Annotated in this window: 21 protein-coding genes; 8 read left to right on the top strand and 13 right to left on the bottom strand. The window is 53.3% G+C overall.

Annotation, left to right across the window (positions count from 1 at the left end; all coding sequences use genetic code 11):
* Window positions 1-85: 85 nt before the first annotated feature.
* The 12 genes from JFT58_RS24355 to JFT58_RS24305 form a co-directional block, all read right to left on the bottom strand.
* Window positions 86-541, bottom strand: a complete 456-nt coding sequence (locus tag JFT58_RS24355; protein ID WP_010565138.1) for a single-stranded DNA-binding protein — start codon at window positions 539-541, stop codon at window positions 86-88.
* Window positions 538-1,056, bottom strand: a complete 519-nt coding sequence (locus JFT58_RS24350) for a DUF3158 family protein (RefSeq protein WP_198834680.1) — start codon at window positions 1,054-1,056, stop codon at window positions 538-540. Before JFT58_RS24350 ends, JFT58_RS24355 begins: the two co-directional genes overlap by 4 nt.
* A complete protein-coding gene (locus JFT58_RS24345; protein ID WP_198834679.1) occupies window positions 1,053-1,808 on the bottom strand; it encodes a PFL_4669 family integrating conjugative element protein in 756 nt (251 codons plus the stop codon). The genes JFT58_RS24350 and JFT58_RS24345 overlap by 4 nt, the downstream gene beginning before the upstream one ends.
* 264 nt (window positions 1,809-2,072) lie before the next feature.
* The gene (locus tag JFT58_RS24340; protein WP_034128264.1) at window positions 2,073-3,263 is read right to left on the bottom strand and encodes an STY4528 family pathogenicity island replication protein; all 1,191 of its coding nucleotides are present in this window, start codon (window positions 3,261-3,263) and stop codon (window positions 2,073-2,075) included.
* Complete coding sequence (locus JFT58_RS24335; RefSeq protein ID WP_010565142.1) at window positions 3,260-3,808, bottom strand: DUF2857 domain-containing protein; 549 nt, start codon at window positions 3,806-3,808, stop codon at window positions 3,260-3,262. Before JFT58_RS24335 ends, JFT58_RS24340 begins: the two co-directional genes overlap by 4 nt.
* Complete coding sequence (locus JFT58_RS24330) at window positions 3,805-5,394, bottom strand: ParB family protein (protein WP_010565143.1); 1,590 nt, start codon at window positions 5,392-5,394, stop codon at window positions 3,805-3,807. The genes JFT58_RS24335 and JFT58_RS24330 overlap by 4 nt, the downstream gene beginning before the upstream one ends.
* Before the next feature lie 14 nt (window positions 5,395-5,408).
* Window positions 5,409-5,618: a hypothetical protein gene (locus tag JFT58_RS30860; protein ID WP_010565144.1), complete on the bottom strand. Its 210-nt coding sequence runs from the start codon at window positions 5,616-5,618 to the stop codon at window positions 5,409-5,411.
* Between the two features lie 79 nt (window positions 5,619-5,697).
* Window positions 5,698-6,543 (bottom strand): ParA family protein, encoded by an 846-nt coding sequence (locus tag JFT58_RS24325; protein WP_010565145.1) that lies wholly within the window; start codon window positions 6,541-6,543, stop codon window positions 5,698-5,700.
* Between the two features lie 5 nt (window positions 6,544-6,548).
* Window positions 6,549-6,773: an AlpA family transcriptional regulator gene (locus tag JFT58_RS24320; RefSeq protein WP_010565146.1), complete on the bottom strand. Its 225-nt coding sequence runs from the start codon at window positions 6,771-6,773 to the stop codon at window positions 6,549-6,551.
* Window positions 6,774-6,888: 115 nt separating this feature from the next.
* Window positions 6,889-7,638, bottom strand: coding sequence for a hypothetical protein (locus JFT58_RS24315; RefSeq protein ID WP_010565147.1), 750 nt, complete (start codon window positions 7,636-7,638; stop codon window positions 6,889-6,891).
* A gap of 319 nt (window positions 7,639-7,957) precedes the next feature.
* Entirely contained in the window at window positions 7,958-9,172 is a 1,215-nt protein-coding gene (locus JFT58_RS24310; RefSeq protein ID WP_010565148.1) for an aminopeptidase P family protein, read from the bottom strand.
* A gap of 114 nt (window positions 9,173-9,286) precedes the next feature.
* Window positions 9,287-10,213, bottom strand: a complete 927-nt coding sequence (locus tag JFT58_RS24305; protein WP_198834678.1) for a LysR substrate-binding domain-containing protein — start codon at window positions 10,211-10,213, stop codon at window positions 9,287-9,289.
* Between the two features lie 178 nt (window positions 10,214-10,391).
* On the opposite strand from JFT58_RS24305, the gene JFT58_RS24300 reads away from it, so the two are divergent.
* From JFT58_RS24300 to JFT58_RS24270, 7 genes are all read left to right on the top strand, one after another.
* Window positions 10,392-11,243, top strand: coding sequence for a transporter substrate-binding domain-containing protein (locus JFT58_RS24300; protein ID WP_010565150.1), 852 nt, complete (start codon window positions 10,392-10,394; stop codon window positions 11,241-11,243).
* A gap of 30 nt (window positions 11,244-11,273) precedes the next feature.
* Window positions 11,274-11,924: an amino acid ABC transporter permease gene (locus JFT58_RS24295; protein WP_010565151.1), complete on the top strand. Its 651-nt coding sequence runs from the start codon at window positions 11,274-11,276 to the stop codon at window positions 11,922-11,924.
* A gap of 9 nt (window positions 11,925-11,933) precedes the next feature.
* Window positions 11,934-12,593 (top strand): amino acid ABC transporter permease, encoded by a 660-nt coding sequence (locus JFT58_RS24290; protein WP_010565152.1) that lies wholly within the window; start codon window positions 11,934-11,936, stop codon window positions 12,591-12,593.
* 8 nt (window positions 12,594-12,601) lie between these two features.
* Window positions 12,602-13,399, top strand: a complete 798-nt coding sequence (locus JFT58_RS24285) for an amino acid ABC transporter ATP-binding protein (protein ID WP_034128263.1) — start codon at window positions 12,602-12,604, stop codon at window positions 13,397-13,399.
* Window positions 13,400-13,528: 129 nt separating this feature from the next.
* On the top strand, window positions 13,529-14,161 hold the full coding sequence (locus JFT58_RS24280; protein WP_010565154.1) for an AraC family transcriptional regulator: 633 nt from the start codon (window positions 13,529-13,531) through the stop codon (window positions 14,159-14,161).
* Window positions 14,162-15,051: 890 nt separating this feature from the next.
* Entirely contained in the window at window positions 15,052-16,263 is a 1,212-nt protein-coding gene (locus JFT58_RS24275) for a M24 family metallopeptidase (protein WP_010565155.1), read from the top strand.
* Between the two features lie 395 nt (window positions 16,264-16,658).
* Complete coding sequence (locus JFT58_RS24270) at window positions 16,659-17,900, top strand: MFS transporter (RefSeq protein ID WP_233095443.1); 1,242 nt, start codon at window positions 16,659-16,661, stop codon at window positions 17,898-17,900.
* An 86-nt stretch (window positions 17,901-17,986) separates the two neighbouring features.
* Here JFT58_RS24270 and JFT58_RS24265 read toward each other — a convergent pair whose 3' ends face one another.
* Window positions 17,987-19,006: a GlxA family transcriptional regulator gene (locus tag JFT58_RS24265; protein WP_010565157.1), complete on the bottom strand. Its 1,020-nt coding sequence runs from the start codon at window positions 19,004-19,006 to the stop codon at window positions 17,987-17,989.
* 1,206 nt (window positions 19,007-20,212) lie between these two features.
* Here JFT58_RS24265 and ltrA point away from each other — a divergent pair.
* Window positions 20,213-21,499 (top strand): group II intron reverse transcriptase/maturase, encoded by a 1,287-nt coding sequence (gene ltrA / locus JFT58_RS24260; RefSeq protein ID WP_010565158.1) that lies wholly within the window; start codon window positions 20,213-20,215, stop codon window positions 21,497-21,499.
* The last annotated feature ends 978 nt before the right edge of the window (window positions 21,500-22,477 follow it).

Raw genomic sequence — 22,477 nt, 5'->3', positions numbered from 1 at the left:
CAACTGGGTGGGGGGCTTCATGAGCCGCGAGCAATGACAGGCCAGGAACTTCGCGCAAAGGCGCAATTTTTATGCCTGAAGTCGTTCAGGCCTTAGGTGATTGCCCTCTGTGTTTCCTGGGTTTCGAGGTCGGCGAGCTGGCCTGCTCAGTATTTTGAGCGGCCGTCGGTTCACTGGAGCGTTCCCGCATGACCACGCTGTGCACCCGGTGAGGCAGGATGCCGACTCGACGGGCCTCGATCTTGAAGGTCACCCGCGCATTGTCTTCGCTGTCCTCCCACTCATCGCGCACCGTACGACCTTCGACCAGTACGCGCATGCCTTTCTGGTACAGGGTGCTCCAGTGTTCAGCCTCACGGTGCCAGAGCTCAACCGGCGCCCAATAGCCGCCCCGATCTTCATAGCTGCCCTCGCGTGGGATGGGGTTGTCAAAGTACACATTCAGCCGTAGCAAACGCCGCGGCTCGTCATTGCCAGAGGCGAACTCCTGGAATTCTGGCGCACTGCCGATGTTGCCTTCGCCGACGAAAAAAGTACTCATCGTGATATCTCCGCTGCGGTTGTGAACTGGCGCAGCAGCCGTTCGGCACTGGCCATTTTGATCGCGCAGGTCGAGGCCTGGCGGTAAAGCGAATGCACCACGCTCATCTGTAGGTTCAGTGCAATGCGCTCGCATTCGAAACAGTGCAATCCCTCGCGCACGACCTGGGACAGGGAGTTGTTGCGGACCTGGCGTTCCCAGACCGCAACCCCCATACGGGCAAAATCACGGGTGCGCCAACGCAAAAAGGTGCTGCCCGCGCTGGTGTTCTGCAGCACCAATCGAATGTCCAGCAGTGAGTAAGGAGGCTGTCCGGCCTGCTGCACCACAGCCACCATCAGGTGACACAACTGCGCCTCGATTTCCCTCGCCACCTGCGCCAGGTGCTCCAATTCCCCCTTACCCTTAAAAGGTTTTAAAAGGCCTTTTAGGGAGGCTGCGTGTTCGAGCTGTCGATAGGAATCCTGTGTCAACGTATCGAAGGGCATTGGGTGAGCCGGATTCATGGGATTCATGCTTCGTCCTCCGGATCATCCACTGTCGTAGGCAGCTCCTCCGCGTCTTCTAACAACGCGTCGGCATCATCCACTGCCGCCGCACCACGGCGAACGATTGGCGGCGCGAACTGGGAGCGGCGATGACCCTCAAGAATGTCCATGGGGGGCAAACCCAGTTTATCGATGGCCGCCAGGGCACGCGCGTTGTTCGCCGCCATGTCATCGCGTGTGACGCCAGCATGCCGATAGCGTTGCGCCTGGCCGAACAGGCTGCGCAATAGATGGGCGCCGTCGTCGATCCAGGCTTCCATGTCGACGCGGCCGATCAAGGCGGTGTGATGGGCCAATAGGGTCCGGCGCACCAGGGTGTCGTAGTCGGTCAGCAGGTAGACCGCCAGAAAACCCAGCTGGCTGCCGATGTACAACGGCAAGGTGACGGGGTGGATGTTGAGGTTGTCGCTCATGTCGATCTGTGTCGGCAGGTCCTGCCTGATTCGATCCAGCTGTTGGGTCAGTTCCAGCATTCCGGTCTTGGCCTGTATCAGCTTTTCTTCGAGTTGCACCATGGCCCAGTCGGCATAGGGATCGTCCTGGGCCGCGGTTTGTTTGATCAGGTTGGTGACACTGATGTAGCCGGCCATGCCCATGATCGAGTGGACGCCTTCGCGTGCGGTCCGACCTTGCCAGATACGGGCGGCGTGGTGGGTGTGCAGGGTCAGGGTGATGCTGCTGCGCAATGAACCCAGGTTGAGTTGATAGTGATCGGCCACGGTGTTGTCCTCGCATTCGCTTGGACGGGAACGTTGCGACAGATGAGGGTCGAGGGCAGCCAAAAAACTGAATGCGGTCTGTTCGGTTTGGTTTAAGAGGGCTAATTATGGAGACGTCAGTAGATTTGATGCCACCGGCATCAAATCTACTGACGTCTACGTTCATCGAAAGAGATGTCCCGGCTTTTCCCTAAGAGTTTCATAGTTTGGTCCGATGTGTTCGTAGAGTGGAACACCATGGATTTGATGCCACTGGCATCAAATCTACTGAGGTCCACCGCGTTTGCCACGCAGTTGGCGCAGCTCATTCAGGCACGCTTGTGCGAGGGCAGACGCGGGTTCGCCCTGTTGTCGAGATGGCCGCGAGGGAGCGGGTGGAGGTGATTCTGCAATGGGTGAAGGTTCGGCCTGACCTGCCCAAGGACGAAAGTCACCTTTCAGTGCGCGCTGGATCAGGCCCATCAGATACGCCGCTGGCTTGCGGATTCCACCGGCCGCACAACGTGCTCCCGCTTCGTTGAGCACCGCCTGCCGATCCGCTGGTTTGAGCTTGTTCAGCGCCACGGCGACGGCCTGACGCTCGCTTGGGCTCAGGTGCAGCGCAGCGGGCCAGTGCAGGTTATCCACCGCTGGGGTCGCGCGCGGTACTGTACAAATACTTTCTTTTAATACAGTACAGGCGGCGTTCGGATTCCGAACGGTGTCTGAAACATTGACGTTCAGGCCCGGTTCGGAATCCGAACGAGGGCCTGCACGATTCCGAACGCGGTGATCTTCCTCCCGTTCGGAATCGTGGAAGGCATCAACGGCTGGCTGATCCAATCCTTGCTGCGTCCAGTGTTCGCCCCAGCTGTCGAGCCGCGTCGGTAACCGATCACGATCGATATTCGTGTCCTGGCGGACTTCCTCCACAACGTGCTGAGCGACAATACGCACCGCCTTCGTCGCATGGCCGAGGGCATGCCCGACCAGCGCCAGGTAATCCTGATCCAGTTCCATGGCTTCGGCGGGGGTTAACGGCTCATCGTGCAGAACATACAGCGAACCTTGAAGACGTCCGCTGAGCTGATCGCGTCCGCGACTCACCAAACTGAGCCAGCGCGTCAACCTGAGCATCGTCAACACCCGAGCAATGGTTTCACGGGAGGCTGACGCACCGTAGGGCACGCTCGACAGGTAAGGCTGCAAATCCTCATAGCGCGGCGTGACCACGCCCTGGCCTTGCAGCATGAGTCGAAACACCTGCCAGGCATTGCGTTCCAACGGCGTCAACCGACTATCCAACAGCAGCCGACGTGGCACGACTTCGTGAGATTGGCCACTAAACAGAAAGCCAGCCTGTAGAGCCTGGTTGGAGGGCTGCTCAGTGGTTGGGCGTGCAGGCCAGCGCTCATGCAGCTGCTTTGTGCATTGCTGCAGGACACGTTGCCAGCGTCCGGAAGGAACAGCATTCATGTTTTGTTGCTGTACTGGTCGATTTGCTGCCAAACGATGGTCAAGCTGATCTGCTGTTCTTCGGCAAGCATCATCATGGCGTCGAGTTTATCCTCGGTGCCGTCCTCTGTTCGTATTTGGCACCAACGTTGCCACAACGCATGCTCCTGCGCTTCGCTCAAATGTTGGGGGCGGCCTTTACGGGTTTCTATTTTGAGTAGACGCCGGCGCATGGCTGTTTCCGAATGCGCCAGGCCGAAGCACTGATACATGATGGTGCTGCTGGCGCCGAGCTTGAGCGCTCGGTTGATCAACCGTTCGTTCTGTTCATCACGTTCAGCTTGTTCGATCAAACGATGCAGCACCGGCGAGTCAATCTTGACCTCAAGCCAAGGGACAGTGGCATGGGCCAGGCGCGATAACGTGGTCGGTGGTAAGGATTGCAGCATGAAGATGTCATCCTCACTCAGTCCAAGTGCCTTGCAGCGTTGCAGGTTGCCCAGGCGTAGTTCGTGCAGTACCTGGGTTAGCATGGCTTGATTGAGCATATTGAAGGACAAGTTCATCTCAGCTCCTCCGGTGAGTTTTTGTCTTCAAAGATGAGTGTTAAGTCGATTAGGCGCCGGGCCAAGCGGATCAGGCGAAACAGTTTGATTAGCATACTGTCAGGCAGTCGCTCCAGACCCACGTCCGTGACTGGTCTATCTGGTAGAGGGAGTTGATAGACCCCCAGCAACAACTGCCCGAACAGTGCGGAGGGGATTTGCTTGCGATCCTCCCAGTTCACCTCGTCTTGAGCCCGTAACAGGGCCAGGAGCATTAGGTGAACGCCCGTCGAGCGAGGCGCTGAAAGATCGAGTCGCTCAATGTTCAGGGCGAAGCCCAAGCCACGCTTTTGATCAATGATGCTCTCGGCATCTCCGGCATAGGCCGCCATTTCTCGAGCCAGTCCAGCAATGGCTAAACGCAGTTGTTCAGGTGTATCCAGCTGTGGTGTGATGATCCAAATGTCGTCGATTGGGCAGGTTTCGACTGGAGACGTCGGCTCGGTGGAGATCTCGCGATCGATTTGCTCACGAATCTGTTGAACGCGTGATAGATGACTGACCGCAGGTGAAGTATTTTTTTCGGGGGCTGTGAGTCGTTCTTCTGAAATTGGCTCTATCTTGCTCTGGGCATCAGTTGATTCGGGGTTAGGGTCGGAGGAGGGCGACTCTGCCGCAGTTTCATGCCCGCTTGGCCGATGGCTGTTTTCTGAAGGCGTGGTGGTGACAGCCCTAGGCGTGGCGACGACCCGTTGGGTATCGCTCAGCTCCAGGGCCAGCATACGGTAGGACTGTCCAAGCAGGTGGCTCATGCGTTCGAGCAATTCGTCCTGGATCTGCTCAAGATCAAAAGATTCAGGATCGCCATCGAAGTAGCTCATGGTCTCTAGCCAGAACTCTGCAAATGAAACGGCAGCGGTTGGATAACGGTTCCAGGCTCGCTCAGCCTGACTACGTAGACCGATCAGGCGCTCTATCTGAGGCTTACCCAATCCGGCATACAGAGTTTGTGGAATGGCAGGCAATAAGTGTTCGAGGGTGTCCATCATACGGCTGATATGCGACTGCGAAATCGGATAGCCTCCAGCGGCAAGACGTCGAGCCAGCTCCCGTTGTGAGAGATCTGCGCCATCGGACTCAAGCATGGTTTTGAGTTTGGCTACTGCCAGCGCCCGTTCGATGAACGTGAGTTGACCGTGCAGGTCGCTTTCCGCCAAATGGCCGAGTAGGGCGGTGATTTCATTGCTCCAAGGTCGGAACAGGCAGTGGATCCGAAAGAAACGCTCGTCGCGAGTTTCCTGCCACAGTTCGCCGAGAATGGCTAAGCGCGTATTACCGCCGTTGCGGATGATGAAAGAGGCTTCACCCGGTCGGCGGGTTATCGGTGGCGGTTGATCCAGCCCGCGTTCACGGATCGACGCCTTGATATCGTCATAAACCGGGTTACGAATGAAGCGTGGGTTGTGTTCGTAGGGACGTAACTGTTCCAGAGTGACCAGCATGGGAGTGTCGATGACGGGATCGGACAGTCGCTCCAGTCCAGGACCTTGAGTGAAGTGGTCCTGGTGCAGCTTGTCGGTGATTTCCTCCTGACTGAGCTTCTTCATTGGAACCGCCTCGGTTAACGTCGGCTACGTAAATGGTCACCGACCTCGAATTTCACGATTTCGGCAGTCCCTGAACCTTCGAAATGTTGGGAGAGTTCTGCGAGGAAACACACCATGGCCGAGCGCCCCCCTTGCAAACGAAAAGCCACGGTGCAGTACTTCTCGCAAGCCGCGTCGCGTGGTCGAATGGAAGGCTGAACAACGATAGGAAACTGATCCAACATTAGAAAACTCCTTACCAAGCTCTATTGGCTTCAAGGTCGATCAAAAAAAAATCGGTGAAATGCTGATTGGGCGATTTTTTTATCGAGGCTCCGCACACCTCATTACCGAAGAGATCGCTTCACGCCATTCAGGGAATAATTCGATGGCCAGCGCCTGCATGATTTCTAGCGCAGACTGCGAGCGCCGGCGTTTACTCGACGGGCGAGCGTCTATTCGGTGGACCGGTAAGCCTAGGGAGGCGGCATTGAGATACGCCACCCGATCCGGGATTACGGTGTCTAGAACCGAGATCTTGGTAGCCTCTGGGAAATTCTCGCGCAGGCTTCGGATGATCATCCGGGTGTCCAGCCGATTGACGTTCACTTGGTTCAGTAAGAGCCGCAACGGCGGCGGGTCGATGCCTAGATGACGAAACGGTTCGAGCTCACTCAGTAGTTTTAAGGTGCCCCGACGCATTTCGCGGGCAGCGAGCATTTCCGGCGTGATGGGAGAGAGGGCGAGATCGGAGGCCAAGATGGCCATTTCCAGCAGCACACTGCGGGCTCCCTGAGTATCAATCAAAAGCAGGTCATAATTGAGATGCAAATCGTTGAGCAAATTGTGTAGGCGTAGTCGTCCGTCAGGGGCATGTAGCAACAAGGTGCTCAGTCGACCTTGATCGTCATTAGAGAAAATCAGGTCGAGACCGACGACTGCAGTCCTAGAAATTATTCGTTCAGGTATTGTTAGATTGAGTGCAATGAGCTCGTACGCACCTGCCTGCGCTTTCTGGCTCAATGAATAATAACTGGAGAGGGTGGGTTGGCTATCCAGATCCAAGAGCAGAACACGGAGACCAGCATCGGCCAACAGGCCGCCGAGGTTCGCCGCTACTGTAGTTTTGCCTACACCACCCTTGGTGGAAACCACCGAGACCACGTGCATCACCCTCACTCCTGTTGTGAAAGGCGTTCTGCAATCCAGTGTTCGATTTCCAGAGAGTCCCAGCCGACCGCGCGCAGCCCGATACGCTTCGCCCGCGGGAACTTGCCTTCCTTCATCAGGTTGTAAATATGCGCACGTTTGAAGCCGGTTTTTAGTTCAACCTCTTCACGTCGCATGATGTGGCGTTGGGGTTGAGGCGCTTCGGGTTCGGGTACCGATGGGTTGGACATGCTAGTCACTCCTGGCGCCTGTTGGCGCGTGGTGGGAAGTGACTTGGATTGAATCGCACTAGCGCGGCTGAGTCATTGCACTGCAATCAAGCCCATTGCAACGCAATTGACTGGATCAGTTGTTTTTCTTGAGGCTACGATTGGCCACAGCAAACTTTTCATCCAGCGTCCGCTTGCTGAGGCCGGGCACATCTTTGTGACGGGCGACAATGGCGTCGACGATGGCTGCTTGATTCGTGAATACCGAAAGAGGTTTTCCGGCGGGCGAATGGTCCAAAAGAAGGCTGACCAATGCCCCGATCATATTGTGATAGGTCAGTTCACTACGCTCGCTGAGTTGACCATTCGTTTTGGCCAAGGCTTTGAGATCATCTCTTTCAAGTCCAATCGACTGGAGTTCTCCCAAGATTTCTTGAATGTGTTGCTGTTGCGCTTTCAACGCTCTCGATAACTCGTCTCGATCTGCTTTCACTGAAAGAAACGTTCCGAGACTGACCTTTGCAGATGTATCCTCACCGGACTCGAATAAAAAGCTGGGCTTATGGTCGGGATAATGAATTTCCATCCAGCGGCGTAAGTCTGAATGGCGTATGGTCAGCTGATAGGGCTCTACGTAGCTTCCCAAAGGAACAGAAACGCCGAGGCAGCCGTACGGCAGTTCTCCATTGCGTATGGCGTCTAAAATCCTTTCGACAGCGATGTGAAGATTGGGCCATCGGGGAAAGAGGGTTGCAAGGTTCTCAGGACGAGACCAATCCGCGTGCATAATTTGGGCTTCGTAGCGAGTGAGATTGCACCAGCGCAATGCTGCATCTATAGGGCGATAGAAGCTTTTGCTATGCGAATTAAAAACATTAATAGCCATAGCGTGACGGACCTCCATTCCTAATGGATAGGCCTCTCACCGACTATCAATATTCAAACTAGCGATTCATGCTAGCTGTTTCCTCCATCGACCAAATCGGTGAGGTCATTTAATTTCGAGTGCTACCAGAAAGCAATACCCGAGTAGCAATCGATTTTTTACGCGATCCAGAGCCACAATCTCGGTCTCTTAACCAAAAATTCGGGTTCTGATTAGGTATCCTCCACATGACCCAGAGGTGCAGATATCATTAATCAATGATGCAGATTCTTGATGTTTGGAACTTCTTGATCAATTGAACCGCTCTGGATGTTAATAGCTAGGGAAGATTGATTATATTGTGCTCAGGCCCAGAGCCTAATTTCGTAATATTTTCCGCACCCCTGTCATTTACAATGAGCACGCTGCCCTCTCGATATCCGCCAGCACCTTGCGTACCTTCCGGTAGCATTACCATTGGTGTCATCGATACCACCATGCCCGTTTCTAGCACCGTCTCGATATCTTCGCGTAATTCGAGCCCAGCCTCCCGTCCGTAATAGTGGCAAAGGACTCCATTTGAGTGACCGTAACCGAAAGTGCGATAATTGAGCAGATCCGCTTGTAGATAGATTTCATTTAGCTCTGCCGCAATATCGCAGCAACGAACCCCTGGTCTAATTATCTCTTGCCCGCGTTGGTGTACTTTGCAGTTGATTTCCCATATGCGACGCTGCTGGGCATTTGGCTCACCCAAAAAAGCCGTTCGTTCTAATGAAGAAAAATAGCCTGCGATCATCGGAAAACAGTTAACTGAAAGTATATCGCCGGATTTAACTCGACGACTGGTAACGGGATTATGGGCGCCATCAGTATTCAGGCCGGATTGAAACCACGTCCACGTGTCACGAAGCTCACAGTAAGGCATGCGCTTAGCAATTTCCCTGGTCATTGCAGCCGTCCCTGCAAGTGCTACCTCGTATTCAGGCACACCTTCAGATATCGCCTCTAAACAAGCCGCACCTCCTACGTCCGCTACGGCTGCACCAATACGAATCAGCTGGATTTCTTCGGTTGACTTGAACATGCGAATACGGTTGGTGCCAGGCGCGATGCCAATTAGTTCCGCATTGTCAAGAGCGGCTTCTACCTTGCGAAATTTATCGAGGGATAGATGATCGAACTCTACGCCTATACGGCGAGATTTTAATGGGATTGCTTTACGTAGAGCAACAAAATAGTTATCACGCTTCCAGTCTGTATAGACAAGATTATCTCCCCAGCTGCGGCGATAACCTTGGCCTCCATCAATATTGGTCGTGATAAGAATGGAGCTATCATGCGTTACTACTAATGCGTAGCTACGCCCAAACTCGCAGTAGAGGAAGTCGCCAAAATAGTTTATGTTGTGTATTGAGCTCAATACAATGGCGTCCAAACTGGTGTTGGTCATATGCTGACGTAATAGTTGAAGGCGTCGGGACATTTCCTTCACACTGAAAGTAGACCGTGTTTTAGGTCCATTTTGAAGTGTAATGTAATTAGGCATGCTCATGCCGAGGTTCCTGTCTAGTGAAGGCAGCGCGTAGCATCTCCTTCACGCCCAATAGGAACAAATGACGATTTTTAATTCCGTACTATTAGCAGAGCTTATGGCTCAGGCAGATATCTAGCTACCTAGGTTCAAGCGCCGCTGTGACAGGTGCTGCTCCACCTCGCTCTTAATCCACTTCTTCAGCGCCTGAACCCTAGGGCGGTCTTCATGGATGCTAGGGTGCACTAGCCATACTTGGCCATCTTGCATTACCTCAGGGAACGGCCTGACCAAAGTACCGTTTGCTATCTCTTTGGCACACAGCGAATGCCGCATTAACGCGACCCCCTGGCCATCACAAGTCGCCTGCAACACAAGGTCTGCCCGCGAAAATGAGCAGCCTCCACGGGTATTGATATCGTAGCGGCTGTGCCGGGAGAAAAAAGCGTCCCAGTTGGTGCTGTAGGCAGCGTGAGGCATAGAGTCATGTAACAAGATCGTCTGACACAAATCACCATAATCTTTGATTTCTAATCGTGCCAACAAATCCGCGCTGGCTACTGGATAAACGAGGTCATCGAATAGGTGTAGCTGAGAGAGCTTGGCATTGTCAGTCCAAGCGCAGCTGATTGCCAAGTCGACGCCGTCGCTATTGAAATTAGGGGTACTCAGATCCGCTTCTACCTCCAACTGTATGCCAGGGTAGGCTTGATTGAAGGATGGCATCCGCGGCAGCAACCACTTGCTAGCGAAGGAGGGCATCACGCGCACTTTTAGCGTGCCACTTAGCTCTTCATCTCCAATTTGGTGCAAAGTCGTTCCTAAAAGCCTCAACGCTTGGTCGACTCCGATGTGCAAGCGTTCACCGCGGTGCGTAAGCCTCAAGCCCCTAGGCAGGCGATAAAAAAGCTCATAGCCCAGTTCCTGCTCAAGCGCTTGAATCTTCTGGCTTACAGCGCTTTGTGTAAGGAACAGGTCTTTTGATGCGCGAGTGAAGCTCAAGTGCCGTGCAGCAGCATCGAAGTAGCGCAATCCCTCAAGAGAAGGTAGGGCACGAGACATGACGAGGCTCCAGCAGTTGGGATTTTACCAGTACAAGCATGAGTCATGCCGACATTAGTAAACCTAATGAGTCGACGTTAAAAATAGCCGTTTGTTCATGATTTCGGTTGTGGACATGCTGTGTGAGCGCCAACCGATTCGCCCACTTCTACTCGTAACTCATCGAAAGGATCGCGTCATGAGACCACTGTACTCGCTGCTGACTCCATTGTTAGTTGGCACTTTAGCGTCCTTTGCAGCTGCTGAGGCTAAGGCTGATTTACTTTCTGACATCAAGGGGCGTGGCGAGATTGTCGTCGCAACCGAAGCACGTTATGCGCCTTTTGAGATGATCGAGGACGGTAAAATTGTCGGGTACGGGAAAGACTTGCTCGACGCGATTATGCTTGATTTGCCCGGGGTCAAACTTAAACAATTAGATGTGCCATTTCAGGGCATACTTCCTGGATTATCCAGCAAAAGATTCGACTTCGTTGCCACGTCACTTACTATAACTAAGGCGCGAGCAGAAAGTTTTGCTTTTACCTTGCCTTTTTCCACTGCTAGTGTGGCAGTATTGAAGCGTAAAGGAGACGCTCGGATCAATAGTGCCGAAGATTTGATTGGCATGGTAGTAGGAAGTCAAGCTGGAGCCCCACAAATCGACGTGCTCAAGGAGTATGAGCGGACTGTACTGCAGCCTACGAAGAACTCGGGCGTGAAAGAAATCAAGGCATTTATGGACTATAATGAGGCTTATGCGGCTTTGGCCTCCCGTCGCGTCGATGCAGTCGTTCAATCCCTACCCAATCTCGCGCCTTTAATCAAGGAACGTGGAGATGTATTTGAAATTGTACAGCCTCCCTTCGGACCGCCGACATACTATGCGTGGGCCGGTCGTAAAGATGCTGACAGCGCCTCTCTTGTTAAATTCTTCAGTGACGGTATTGCAAAGCTGAACGCAAGTGGTGAGTTAGCCAAGCTCCAGCGCAAATGGTTCGGCTTCGAAATGCCTCTACCTACTGATGCTGTTCCAGCACCGATAAACTGAATGCAGTAATGCTAGTCGGGAAAATTAGGTATGTTTGATTTAACAGCTACAGCCCACTATTTGCCACAGCTTTTGGCAGGCCTGTTTACCACACTATGGGTATCTTTGACCGCTATTGCGTTAGGGCTGGTGGTGGGCTGGGCTGTTTGCCTTGGTCTGATGGGTGAGCATAGGTGGCTCCGGATGTTCTGCGCTGCTTATGTAAGCTTCTTTCGAGGCACGCCTTTGTTGGTACAGCTTGTTCTAGTATTTTATGCACTGCCTTCTATTGGGATAAGTTTACCTCCACTGGCCGCCGCGATTGTCGCGTTAACTTTGAATAGTGGAGCCTTCCAGGGTGAAATATTGCGCTCCGGTTTCCAGCTTCTGCCATACGGTCAAACTGAGGCGGCCAGAGATCTTGGTCTGTCGCGCTGGCAAGCATTGATTTATATTAAAACACCCCAGGTGTTGAAGGCCATGTTGCCTGCTCTTGTAAACGAAACTATCGATATCATTAAAAATTCCTCATTGATTTCTGCTGTCGCTGTACATGAGCTTATGAGGACAGCTCAAACCCTTGCCTCAACTACCTACCGCCCCATCGAATTCTTTATCGTGACTGGACTGCTTTACTTGGCCCTAACAATGGCGACTGGACGGGTGGGTAACTGGCTGGAAGCTAGGCTAAAAATTGCATAGGAGGTGCCTTTGATTGGCATTGGTCTGTTTGACGAGTACGGTGGCTCAATCCTAGCCGGGATTTGCGTTACGCTGAAAATGAGTATTGGGGGAATTGCGCTGGGGATGGTTTTAGGCCTGGCGTTACAGAGTTTTTACAAGCCTAATAACAAACCAGCTGCCTTTTTATATCAGCTGTATTTAAATGTTTTTCGGGGTACGCCGCTTCTTCTACAATTATTTTTGGTTTTCTATGGGGGACCATACATAGGTATTGACTGGACTGCAGAAACCGTAGGATTGATAGGTCTAGGGTTGTATGGTGCAGCCTATTTTGCAGAGATATTTCGTGCTGGACGTGAGTCAATTCCAAAAGGTCAACTCGAAGCTGCAAGAGATCTGGGACTGACAGGTACCCAGGCATTTCGAGTTGTGCTGTGGCCGCAGATGATGGCTCGGTGCGTACCAGCAGTTGTCGGGCAGACGATAATTCTACTAAAAGAGTCGTCTGTTTTGTCGATTATAACAGTCGCTGAGTTAACTAATGTGGCGATGACAATTGCTGTTCAGAGCTACTCGATGCTGGAACCATATACGATATTGGCGTTGACGTATTGGGCTATTGCCATTGTACTAGCTGGCATTGGCTCCAGAGCTGAGCGTCATTTTAAAAACTATCTGCAGCGCTGAGGTTATGCATGTCCAATTCATACGCTATAGAAATTCGTGATTTGCAAAAAAGCTATGGCCAGCATGAAGTGCTCAAAGGCATTTCACTCACCGTCGCAAAAGGCGAGGTTGTTAGCATCATCGGAGGTTCTGGATCTGGTAAATCAACGTTGCTGAGATGTATAAACTTTCTTGAGGAATATGACGGTGGTGAGGTATTGGTAAATAACCGCCTTATTGGTTACGGAAGCTCTGTTACTGGAGGTTTGTACCAATTACCCGAAAACACAATCCAGAGTTCGCTTCGCAAGGTGTGCATGGTTTTTCAACAGTTCAATTTATGGCCGCATATGCGTGTTCTTGATAATGTTGCCACCCCCCTGAGGCTTGTAAAAAAAATGCCGAAACTTGCGGCATATGCAATGGCGGAGGCCCAGCTTGAAAAGGTCGGTCTCGCTCATAAGGCTTCCAGCTACCCGAGTCAACTCTCCGGAGGTCAACAGCAACGGGTGGCAATAGCCAGAGCGTTGGCGATGGAACCCAGCATTATGCTGTTTGACGAGCCTACCTCAGCTTTAGACCCCGAATTAGTAGGAGAGGTGCTCAATGTCATTAAGGACGTTGCGAGTGAAGGTATGACATTAGTTATCGTGACGCATGAGATGGGATTTGCGGCAAAGGTATCGGATAAAGTCGTCTTTCTCGCTGATGGTCGCGTAGAGGAACAGGGACCTCCTAGCCAAATATTTGGGGCTCCCACCAGCCCTCGCTTACTTCAGTTCCTTACGTCATGGAATGAGCGGCAGAATGGTGGCAGTGTAAATTGAATTGCATTTACATCAATATGGTCTTACTTTGTGATCAAACTATCATTTGATCTCTTTCCAGAAGCATTAGATGCTAAATATTATCTTGTGCGGTGTTGCGTTTAAGCATGGTACTGAGGATGCAGAAAAGTGTCTAAATTCCCTGGCGGTGAGTTGCATATTGTGAAATTTGGATTCTTGCTCTCTGAGGGGTTTGACCTATATTCATTAGCGAATGCTATACAGCCATTACGATCCGCTAATCATGTAGCAGGCTTTCAGCTTTGTGAGTGGCAAATTCTCAGTTTAGAAGGGGGCACGCTTAACGCAAGCAGCGGCATAGCTACCGAGACTACTCGGCTGGACCATGCGCAGTTATTTAATGTGTTGATCCTGTGTACCGCGGAGAATCTACATTCCGATGCGGATTACGATGCTGTCATGCAGCGGCTGGACCATTGGATCACCGAGCCTGTTAATCTGGGGGCCTTCGGCGGTGCGGGCTGGTTGTTGGCAATGAGTGGCGCGCTAAATGGTTTTCGTTGCAGCCTACCTGAAACAGGGTATTCCCAGCACCTCGGTATTTACAAAGACATCAAATTTGTTACCGCGCCATTCTGTGTCGACCGTGGACGCCTGACATGTATTGGCCGCCAAGCTGTTCAAGGGCTCATGTGCGAATTTCTAGCACAAGAGTATGGGCGGTATATTATGTTAGAAGTTGAAAAGAATCTGGCAGTCAAATCAGGCGCAAGTGGTACGATTCCCCAGGTCCGAACTTAATTCCAGATAATCGTTGTGAGCTGGCTTATCGATGTAAATTAAGAGACAGAACCCTGGGTTTTTTTGTGTGGCCGATTCGAAAGTGCTCAACCGTTCGCATATCAATGTTATTTACTTCTCGACCGAAATTATCCATCACCAAGCTTGTTTCGGTAATCTCTCTAGCATCGTGGCCACCCTTGTCCCGAGATTGATCGGGCTAGAATGAAGATCTGCCTCGGCAAGAATGTTATCGTCTATATCATGATATCCGCTGATGAATTGCATCCCTCGCCCATTCTGGAAGCCGGTCTGCACATCTGAGATGTGTTGGGCTACTCGGAACTCAAGCGTTTTTTCGCTCTGATCACCGATAACAGCGCAAATACGCTGCACTTGGCAGACCCCTACAGGCTAGCGGTTAGGCGGCCTGCTCATGTTTGATCCTGTCCGCCCCAGGCGACTACGTAATAATCTGTAGTCTGATGTCGCTCCACAAAGCAGAGTCCTGATGCAGCGCAGCTCGGCGCGCATGGAGTTATTCTCCGGTTGAACCGTTTGTGTCAGTAAATGTTGCATCTCCTTCCCCTATGACCGCTCGCCTCACCCAGAGAAGACCCATGCACTCGAACTCGCTCGCTTCGTTGCGCTGGTCACCTATCGTCAGCATCTAAGCTGCGTTTATGACTCGATATCGACGGTCGAGATCGTCCATGGACATATGTCATCCAAAACATCGCGGTGTGTAGCGCTTTTTGATTAGCCCTGAGTTCCCCTTCGAAAATAGCGGGTCTGGTCAATTACAGGTCGGATTCGCACAAAAAATCCTACTTCGCATCTGTTCGAATGATCTTCAGCGGCCAGCCAGAGTGGCGTCTTACGTCGCTGAATCAACGACAAGGATAAATGACATGCAAATGCCTAAAACCATCCAGATCAAGAACGGCGAAAAAGTGAAATCGACGTTTTCGGTTGAGGAATACGCCAATCGACAGGCCAAATTGCGAGCGTATCTATCGCAAAACAATATTGATGCGGCAGTTTTCACGTCCTATCACAACATAAACTACTACAGCGATTTCCTGTTTTGCTCCTTCGGCCGCCCGTACGCGCTGGTCGTTACCCAAGACAGTGCCGTTACTATCAGCGCCAACATCGATGGCGGTCAGCCTTGGCGCCGCACCGTGGGTACTGAAAACATCGTTTACACCGACTGGCAGCGCGACAATTATTTCGTCGCGATCCAGCAAGCATTGCCGAAAGCTGGACGCATTGGCATCGAATTTGACCATCTGAACCTGCTCAATCGCGACAAACTTGCCAGTCGTTACCCGCAGGCCGAATTGGTGGACATCGGCGCACCTTGTATGCGTATGCGCATGATCAAATCCGCCGAAGAGCATGCAATCATCCGCCATGGTGCCCGCGTGGCAGACATCGGTGGCGCAGCAATCGTGGAAGCCTTGCGTGATCAGGTGCCGGAGTATGAAGTCGCCCTGCATGCTACCCAGGCAATGGTGCGAGAAATTGCCCGCACCTTCCCGGACTCGGAACTGATGGACACCTGGACCTGGTTCCAGTCTGGCATCAACACCGACGGTGCACATAACCCGGTGACCTCGCGCAAGGTTAACAAAGGCGACATCCTGAGCCTCAATTGCTTCCCGATGATCGCTGGTTATTACACTGCGCTGGAACGCACAATGTTCCTGGGCCATTGCTCCGACGAGCATCTGCGTTTGTGGGAAGTGAACGTTAAAGTGCACGAGGCCGGCCTGAAACTAATCAAGCCGGGCATGCGCTGCTGTGATATCGCCCTGCAACTTAACGAGATTTTCCTTGAGCACGATCTTCTGCAATACCGCACTTTCGGCTACGGCCACTCCTTCGGTACGCTGAGCCATTACTATGGCCGCGAAGCTGGGCTGGAACTGCGCGAGGACATCGACACGGTATTAGAGCCGGGGATGGTGGTTTCTATTGAGCCGATGATCATGCTGCCTGAAGGCCTTCCGGGTGCGGGCGGTTACCGCGAACACGACATATTGATCGTCAACGAGCAGGGTGGGGAGAACATCACCAAATTCCCGTATGGCCCGGAACACAACATCATCAAGAAGTGAGATTACGCGCCGCACAGTGAACCTGTGCGGCGTTCTCTTTTATTAGTGGCAAACGTGTAGAAAAAACCGTCCCGGCGGCTGAGTTAAACGGAAAAAGCAACGTATGCACGATAATATCGCGCATCATTTACTGACCCTAAACCCTGCCAAGTAAAACAATAGAGGGTATTTGTCATGTTCTACGTCATGATTCCGGCCACTGGCTCAAACCAAACCAACTTCCATACCGCTTCAGGTAGCGATACAGCGTTGCCTCTTCATTCCGATAATTGCACCTCTACCACCGGAGGTTCGCAATGAGCACCTGAAGCGCAAGTCTGACGCCGATCCTGGACCAGCAGCTTGAACAGGTGTCCGAGCGCAAGGCACTGCGGCGCGCGGCCAGTGCCAGTTTCATGGGCAACTTCGTCGAATGGTTCGACTACGCAGCCTACGGCTATCTGGCAACCGTTATTGCACTGACGTTTTTTCCTCAGACCGACAAGGCGACCGGTCTGCTGGCAACCTTCGCGGTGTTTGCGCTGTCGTTTATCGTCCGACCGCTGGGAGGGCTAGTCTGGGGGCACTTCGGAGACAAATACGGGCGGCGCAGCGCATTGTCATGGTCGATTCTGATCATGTCAGTCTCGACCTTCTGCATCGGTATCCTGCCGACTTACAACCATATTGGTCTGTGGGCATCGGCTCTGTTGTTCCTAATCCGCTTGTTTCAGGGCTTTTCCGCTTCCGGAGAGTACGCCGGTGCATCAGCCTTTCTGGCCGAGTATGCCCCCGAGGGTAAACGCGGTTTGTATACCAGCATCGTGCCTGCGAGCACTGCTGCCGGCTTGTTGTTCGGAGCAGTGTTCGTGGCCGGTCTGCATTCGTGGATGAGCGTTGAGGATCTGCACAGCTGGGGCTGGCGTTTGCCCTTTCTGTTGGCGGCACCGTTCGGTCTAGTCGGGCGTTACATTCGCATGAGTTTGCAAGACACACCCAAATTTCTGGAGATGGAAAAACGCCTCGAGGCCAAGGAATGCGCGACCCACGCTCCAGTTCGCGAACTTTTGACCTTGCACCGGCGTAGCGTGATTACCGGGATCGGTGTGACATGCCTGAATGCGGTGGCGTTCTACCTGTTGCTCAGTTATATGCCGACCTACCTGTCCACCGAGATGGGCATGAGCGAGAGTGATTCGTTCATGGCGTCAACGGTGTCGTTGGCGACCTATATCGGGCTGATTTTCCTGATGGGCAAACTGTCTGATCTGTTCGGACGAAAGACCATGTTGCTGACCGCGTCGGTGCTGTTCCTAGCCCTTACATGGCCGCTGTTTGGCATGCTGAACAACCAGCCGCTGGTCGTCATTCTAATGATCCAGATCGCTTTTGGCGCGATCTTGGCGATGAATGATGGCACCTTGCCGTGCTTCCTCGCCGAGATATTCCCGACCCGCGTGCGTTTCAGCGGTTTTGCCTTTAGCTTCAATATCGCCAATGCGGTTTTCGGCGGCACTGCGCCCTTTATTGCGACCTGGCTGATTCAATTGACCGGTAACAAAATGGCGCCAGCCTGGTATCTACTGGCGGCCGCTGCCGTTGCTTTGATTGCCATGCTCGCCAGTCGCGAGACCGCGCATAAAGCCTTGCAGGATTGACCAGCACCATCACTACCCTGTATAGGCCGAGCATGCTCTGATCGCGTCCTTGAGGTCGCCGTGACGAACAGGCTCGGCTCCTACAATCAATGCACGGCAGCCACTTTTTTTCGTTCACTTATGGGCGATATGCCGAAGAAACGGCTGTAGCATTTGGAGAAGTGCGCTGGGGAGACAAATCCGCAAGCTAGGGCAATGTCGCGCACTTGCGACTCGCTGCGCAATAGCAATTGCCGCGCTCGCGAAAGACGCAGCTCCAGGTAATACTGACTCGGTGTGCGTTGCAGGTGCTTGTGAAATAGGCGTTCCAATTGCCGCACCGATACTTCGTTCAACCGCGCGAGCTCCTCAAGGCTCAATGGCTCATCGAGATTGGCTTCCATGATTGCCACCATCTGGCTGAGCTTAGGTTGGGACGTGCCCAGTTTCTGTCGTAATGGGACGCGTTGCTGTTCCTGTGCGCCCCGTACCCGATCACACAGTAGCAACTCGGCCGCATGTGCTGCGATGTCCCGACCACCGGGTTCGCGGGCAATCAACTGTAGTGTCATGTCCATAGAGGCGACGCCACCGGAGCAGGTGTAGCGATCACGATCGAGCTCGAATAACTGGTTGGAAATAATGATCCCCGGAAAACGCTCCTTCAGGGCTTCGATATCTTCCCAGTGAATCGTGCAGCGATAACCCTTGAGCAAATTAGCGCGCGCCAATAAGTGGCTCCCAGTGCAAATACCACCTAGTGGCACCTGATCATGCGCCAGCTTGCGTAGCCAGTTGAGTAACGGTTGACTGCTGTGATTAGAGACGATCGGGTTTGATCCGACAACAAACAGAATATCTAGTTTTGGTGCATCGGTGATGGTGTAGTCGGGCAGGATGCGCATGCCGTTGCTGGCCGTGACCGGGTCCATGTTCGCTGCGATGATAACCGTGCGGAACATCGGTTGACGCGCCGCCATATTGGCTATGCGCAATGTTTCCACGGCGGAGGCGAAGCCGATAGTGGTGAAATTTGGTATGACCAGAAAACCTACGGTTTTCACTGGCCGTGGTTCATTAGCCGAACGTCCCGCCGCGGGGGGGAGCGCCGCCTGGAGTTTCGCCATTGTTCGCACTCCTCAACTGCATAAGTGACGCGCTTTGCGGCAATATGCCGACGTTCGCAACATCATTTTGTTTCTACGAGGGTTAACCCCGCTTTCAGTCTTAGGATCTTACTCCGAGTGTCCGATCAATAGACAAAGCGATACCTGCTTGCACTCAAGGTTTTCCTTGGGGGTCGATTTGAAGCCGGTCGATCCGACCAAATGGCTACGGAAGGGAATGTCCATCGCATGTATGCAGTTACCGAGCAAATCCCACCGCCAGTAGGGCCAAATATCGAGCAGTGTATACGGAATGCTGCTTCATTCTCACCCTGGCCCATCGCCAATCTATATCGAGACAAAATTTGTGGTTTGGTGCAAAGGCGAGCTTGCTTGGATGCGTCGCTTGCTTCCTGCGGGGGGCACTGATCTAGGTGTCGTCCCCTAGCATTACCTGGAAACACGGAACCTTCCCCCGACGCTGGCCATCGACACGCCGGGTTGCAGGCATTCCTGGACTATCTGGGCTTTAAGGGGTTTGGGCTAAGACGTTCTTCGGCGCATGGGAATCCTGACGATAAGAGTGATGGTGTCCACGTATTTTTAGGTGGAGAACATCGCCCTTTGCTGGGATCGGGTAGGTGACTTTGCCGGACGGTTAGAGCGCCAGTTAAAGCTGGCAGAGGATAGTCGATGAAAGTTCGATACTGGTAAGAAATGGCGAATCAACCAGACCCCGAGTCATGCATGTTGCACCGTGAGGTGCAGGGTGAAGCGTTGACAGGGGAAACCGATGGGCCAGCCATTGAGCCGCGTAATCAGGAATTCGGGATGCCGATGCTGTTAACCGAAGCAGAAGGCAATACGGAGCATGGCGTTATACGCCAGTCATGCTCTGATCCCGCGCGGTCGGAGACCCTGTGCACGTCGGGAAGTCCTTTGCACAGAAACTGGGAGATCTCAGCGGTGCCCGGTGCGCAAGCACCGGGCGGAGGAGGAAAGGCCAAAAGCCGTAACCCTGCTGCCTACGTCGCTGAGAAGTCGGATACGTCCGTAGTACCTGAGAAGCCATCGAACAAGGGGCCAAGCCCTGCGGAGATAGTGGAGGAAAGGGACGTAGCCAAGGGAAACACCGACACGTCCCCCGCGCCCCGGACACAGAGTCGGATCAGTTGCGCGTCGATGGGACTTGAAGGTGTACGTGAAGCAGCCCGAAGGAACAAGGGCATGCAGTTCACGGCATTGCTGCACCACATCACACCGCAGTTATTGGCGCAGAGCTTCTATGCCTTGCGCCGCGATGCAGCGGTGGGCGTGGACGGCATGTCGTGGCGAGAATATGAGGAAGGTCTTCTCCAGCGGGTGACCGATTTGCACGCAAGGCTCCACAGTGGAGCCTATCGGGCAACGCCATCGCGGCGGGTGTACATTCCCAAAGCCGATGGCAGGCAGCGCCCGTTGGGCATTGACTCTTTGGAGGACAAGATTGTACAGCAGGCGGTTATTACCGTTCTGAATGCGATCTATGAAGAGGACTTTCTTGGATTCTCGTATGGGTTTCGACCGGGCCGCAGTCAGCACGATGCGCTGGCTGCGTTAACGGTCGCGCTGAAAAGCCAAAAGGTGAACTGGATACTTGATGCGGATATCACGTCGTTCTTTGATGAGATCGACCATGAATGGATGCTGATGTTTCTGGGACACCGAATTGCAGACCGGCGCTTGCTCGGGCTTATCTGCAAATGGCTTCAAGCGGGCGTTGTGGAGGATGGCCGTAGGGTGGCTGCGACCAAGGGGACGCCCCAAGGCGCAGTGATATCGCCGCTGCTGGCGAATATCTATCTTCACTACGTGCTGGATCTATGGGCAAGGCAGTGGCGCGAGCGCCACGCCCGTGGCGATGTGATTGTCGTGCGCTACGCGGATGACAGTGTGGTGGGGTTCAGGACGAAAGTGCAGGCTCAGCAGTTTCTGGTGCAGTTGCAGGAACGGTTGGCCAGGTTCGGCCTATCGCTCAACGCCTTGAAAACACGACTGATCGAGTTTGGTCGTTTTGCTGTGACGAATCGCAGGAAACGAGGTTTGAGAAAACCGGAGACTTTTGATTTTCTGGGTTTCACCCACTGTTGTAGTGTCAGCCGACGCGGTGACTTCCAAGTACTGCGACTGACTGTCAAAAAGCGTATGCGTGCGACGCTTCTTGCTATCCGTGAGGAGTTGAGTCGCCGGCGTCATGACCTTGTCCGGGTTCAAGGGCAATGGCTCAAACGTGTGGTGAGCGGTTACTTCAATTACCACGCGGTACCGGGGAACCTGATACGTCTTAGCGGTTTTCGTTTGGCGGTATGCCGTCTCTGGCGGCAAGCCCTTAAGCGACGCAGCCAGCGTAATCGGCTTCAATGGTCACGGTACGGACGCCTTGCCGATCTCTACATCCCGAGACCTAGAAATGCACATCCTTACCCTGAGGATCGCTTTGCGTCACATACCCGAGGCAGGAGCCGTATGCGGTAGTTCCGCACGTACGGATCTGTGCGGGGGGCGGCAGGTAACTGCCGTTCCTACCGCGACCGCTCTTCCGCCCCTTCGGGCACACCCGGCGTGAACCGCAACGGTCCGGCGAGTCACCGCAGCCGCCCGGGTGCCACAGCCATGGCCCAGTGGTGCGCATACGGCGCTGGCTCGGCCGCACCAATCGCGGCCGGCGCCACAACCAGCACTCCATAGTACGAGGTACCTGCACCGGGAGCATCGGCAACGGCCGCTGAAGACGGTGCAGTGCTAGCTTGCACGCAAGGGCTGTCTGGCTAAAGAAGGCGATCGGTTAGCAGCCTGATCCGAGCAAGTGAATGCAGGGGAAAAGTCCACCGCATGTATGTTTTAACCTGCCAGGTCACGCCACCAGCTGTGCTTAAACACCAAGCAGTTTAGGCGGTATTTTGCTGGAATTCTCGCCTGGCCCTGCGTCGGACGATATAAAGAGCGATTTTCGGTCTCGCCCAAATATGAGTTTGCGTGGGTGTACTGCTTGCATCCTGCACGGGTGGCTGATCAATGCTCATACCGTTAGCCTAACCCGTTAAAATTCTACCTCACACAAAGCCTTGAGGTCGTGCAGGGACTCGCAATACGTCAGACATCCGTCTCACCTCCGTCACTGGCGTTAGCCCATGCCCATGCCGTTACTTGTCGTAGGGGTTGTCAGAACAATGCCTCAATGGAGCGGGTGATCCTGGTTTGAAAACTGAGGGTATCGGTAGTGGGGGTACAATATCACCAAAGAGACGGAGAGACATCAATCTCGATTTGATGCATCGCTATAAACGGGTTCGCCCAAACGAGCTAAATCGTTGCCTTGCTACAAGCTCAGTCAGAGAAAAGACTTAGTGTTGGGTCGGTGAACTGTCGACAGCCATATTGACGGACTTGAGGGCCCCTGCAAGATTCTCAGCTATATGCTGAGCAAGGTATTTGCTACGCCGGGCTTCGTAC

Origin of the sequence: Pseudomonas sp. MF6767, assembly GCF_016405475.1 — a bacterium.
In the GTDB taxonomy this organism is placed as follows: Bacteria; Pseudomonadota; Gammaproteobacteria; order Pseudomonadales; family Pseudomonadaceae; genus Aquipseudomonas; species Aquipseudomonas paracarnis.
The sequence above is the reverse complement of the archived record's forward strand: the minus strand, read 5'-3'. Positions and strand labels throughout refer to the sequence as shown.

What these genes read in the sequence shown, in the direction of transcription:
- JFT58_RS24350 (WP_198834680.1), bottom strand. Translation starts at nt 1,056, where the DNA reads ATGAATCCCATGAATCCGGCTCACCCAATGCCCTTCGATACGTTGACA.
- JFT58_RS24325 (WP_010565145.1), bottom strand. Translation starts at nt 6,543, where the DNA reads ATGCACGTGGTCTCGGTGGTTTCCACCAAGGGTGGTGTAGGCAAAACT.
- JFT58_RS24315 (WP_010565147.1), bottom strand. Translation starts at nt 7,638, where the DNA reads ATGGCTATTAATGTTTTTAATTCGCATAGCAAAAGCTTCTATCGCCCT.
- JFT58_RS24330 (WP_010565143.1), bottom strand. Translation starts at nt 5,394, where the DNA reads ATGAAGAAGCTCAGTCAGGAGGAAATCACCGACAAGCTGCACCAGGAC.
- JFT58_RS24275 (WP_010565155.1), top strand. Translation starts at nt 15,052, where the DNA reads ATGCAAATGCCTAAAACCATCCAGATCAAGAACGGCGAAAAAGTGAAA.
- JFT58_RS24270 (WP_233095443.1), top strand. Translation starts at nt 16,659, where the DNA reads ATGGGCAACTTCGTCGAATGGTTCGACTACGCAGCCTACGGCTATCTG.
- JFT58_RS24285 (WP_034128263.1), top strand. Translation starts at nt 12,602, where the DNA reads ATGTCCAATTCATACGCTATAGAAATTCGTGATTTGCAAAAAAGCTAT.
- JFT58_RS24295 (WP_010565151.1), top strand. Translation starts at nt 11,274, where the DNA reads ATGTTTGATTTAACAGCTACAGCCCACTATTTGCCACAGCTTTTGGCA.
- JFT58_RS24355 (WP_010565138.1), bottom strand. Translation starts at nt 541, where the DNA reads ATGAGTACTTTTTTCGTCGGCGAAGGCAACATCGGCAGTGCGCCAGAA.
- JFT58_RS24320 (WP_010565146.1), bottom strand. Translation starts at nt 6,773, where the DNA reads ATGTCCAACCCATCGGTACCCGAACCCGAAGCGCCTCAACCCCAACGC.
- JFT58_RS24335 (WP_010565142.1), bottom strand. Translation starts at nt 3,808, where the DNA reads ATGAACTTGTCCTTCAATATGCTCAATCAAGCCATGCTAACCCAGGTA.
- JFT58_RS24340 (WP_034128264.1), bottom strand. Translation starts at nt 3,263, where the DNA reads ATGAATGCTGTTCCTTCCGGACGCTGGCAACGTGTCCTGCAGCAATGC.
- JFT58_RS30860 (WP_010565144.1), bottom strand. Translation starts at nt 5,618, where the DNA reads ATGTTGGATCAGTTTCCTATCGTTGTTCAGCCTTCCATTCGACCACGC.
- JFT58_RS24310 (WP_010565148.1), bottom strand. Translation starts at nt 9,172, where the DNA reads ATGAGCATGCCTAATTACATTACACTTCAAAATGGACCTAAAACACGG.
- JFT58_RS24300 (WP_010565150.1), top strand. Translation starts at nt 10,392, where the DNA reads ATGAGACCACTGTACTCGCTGCTGACTCCATTGTTAGTTGGCACTTTA.
- JFT58_RS24305 (WP_198834678.1), bottom strand. Translation starts at nt 10,213, where the DNA reads ATGTCTCGTGCCCTACCTTCTCTTGAGGGATTGCGCTACTTCGATGCT.
- ltrA (WP_010565158.1), top strand. Translation starts at nt 20,213, where the DNA reads ATGCAGTTCACGGCATTGCTGCACCACATCACACCGCAGTTATTGGCG.
- JFT58_RS24265 (WP_010565157.1), bottom strand. Translation starts at nt 19,006, where the DNA reads ATGGCGAAACTCCAGGCGGCGCTCCCCCCCGCGGCGGGACGTTCGGCT.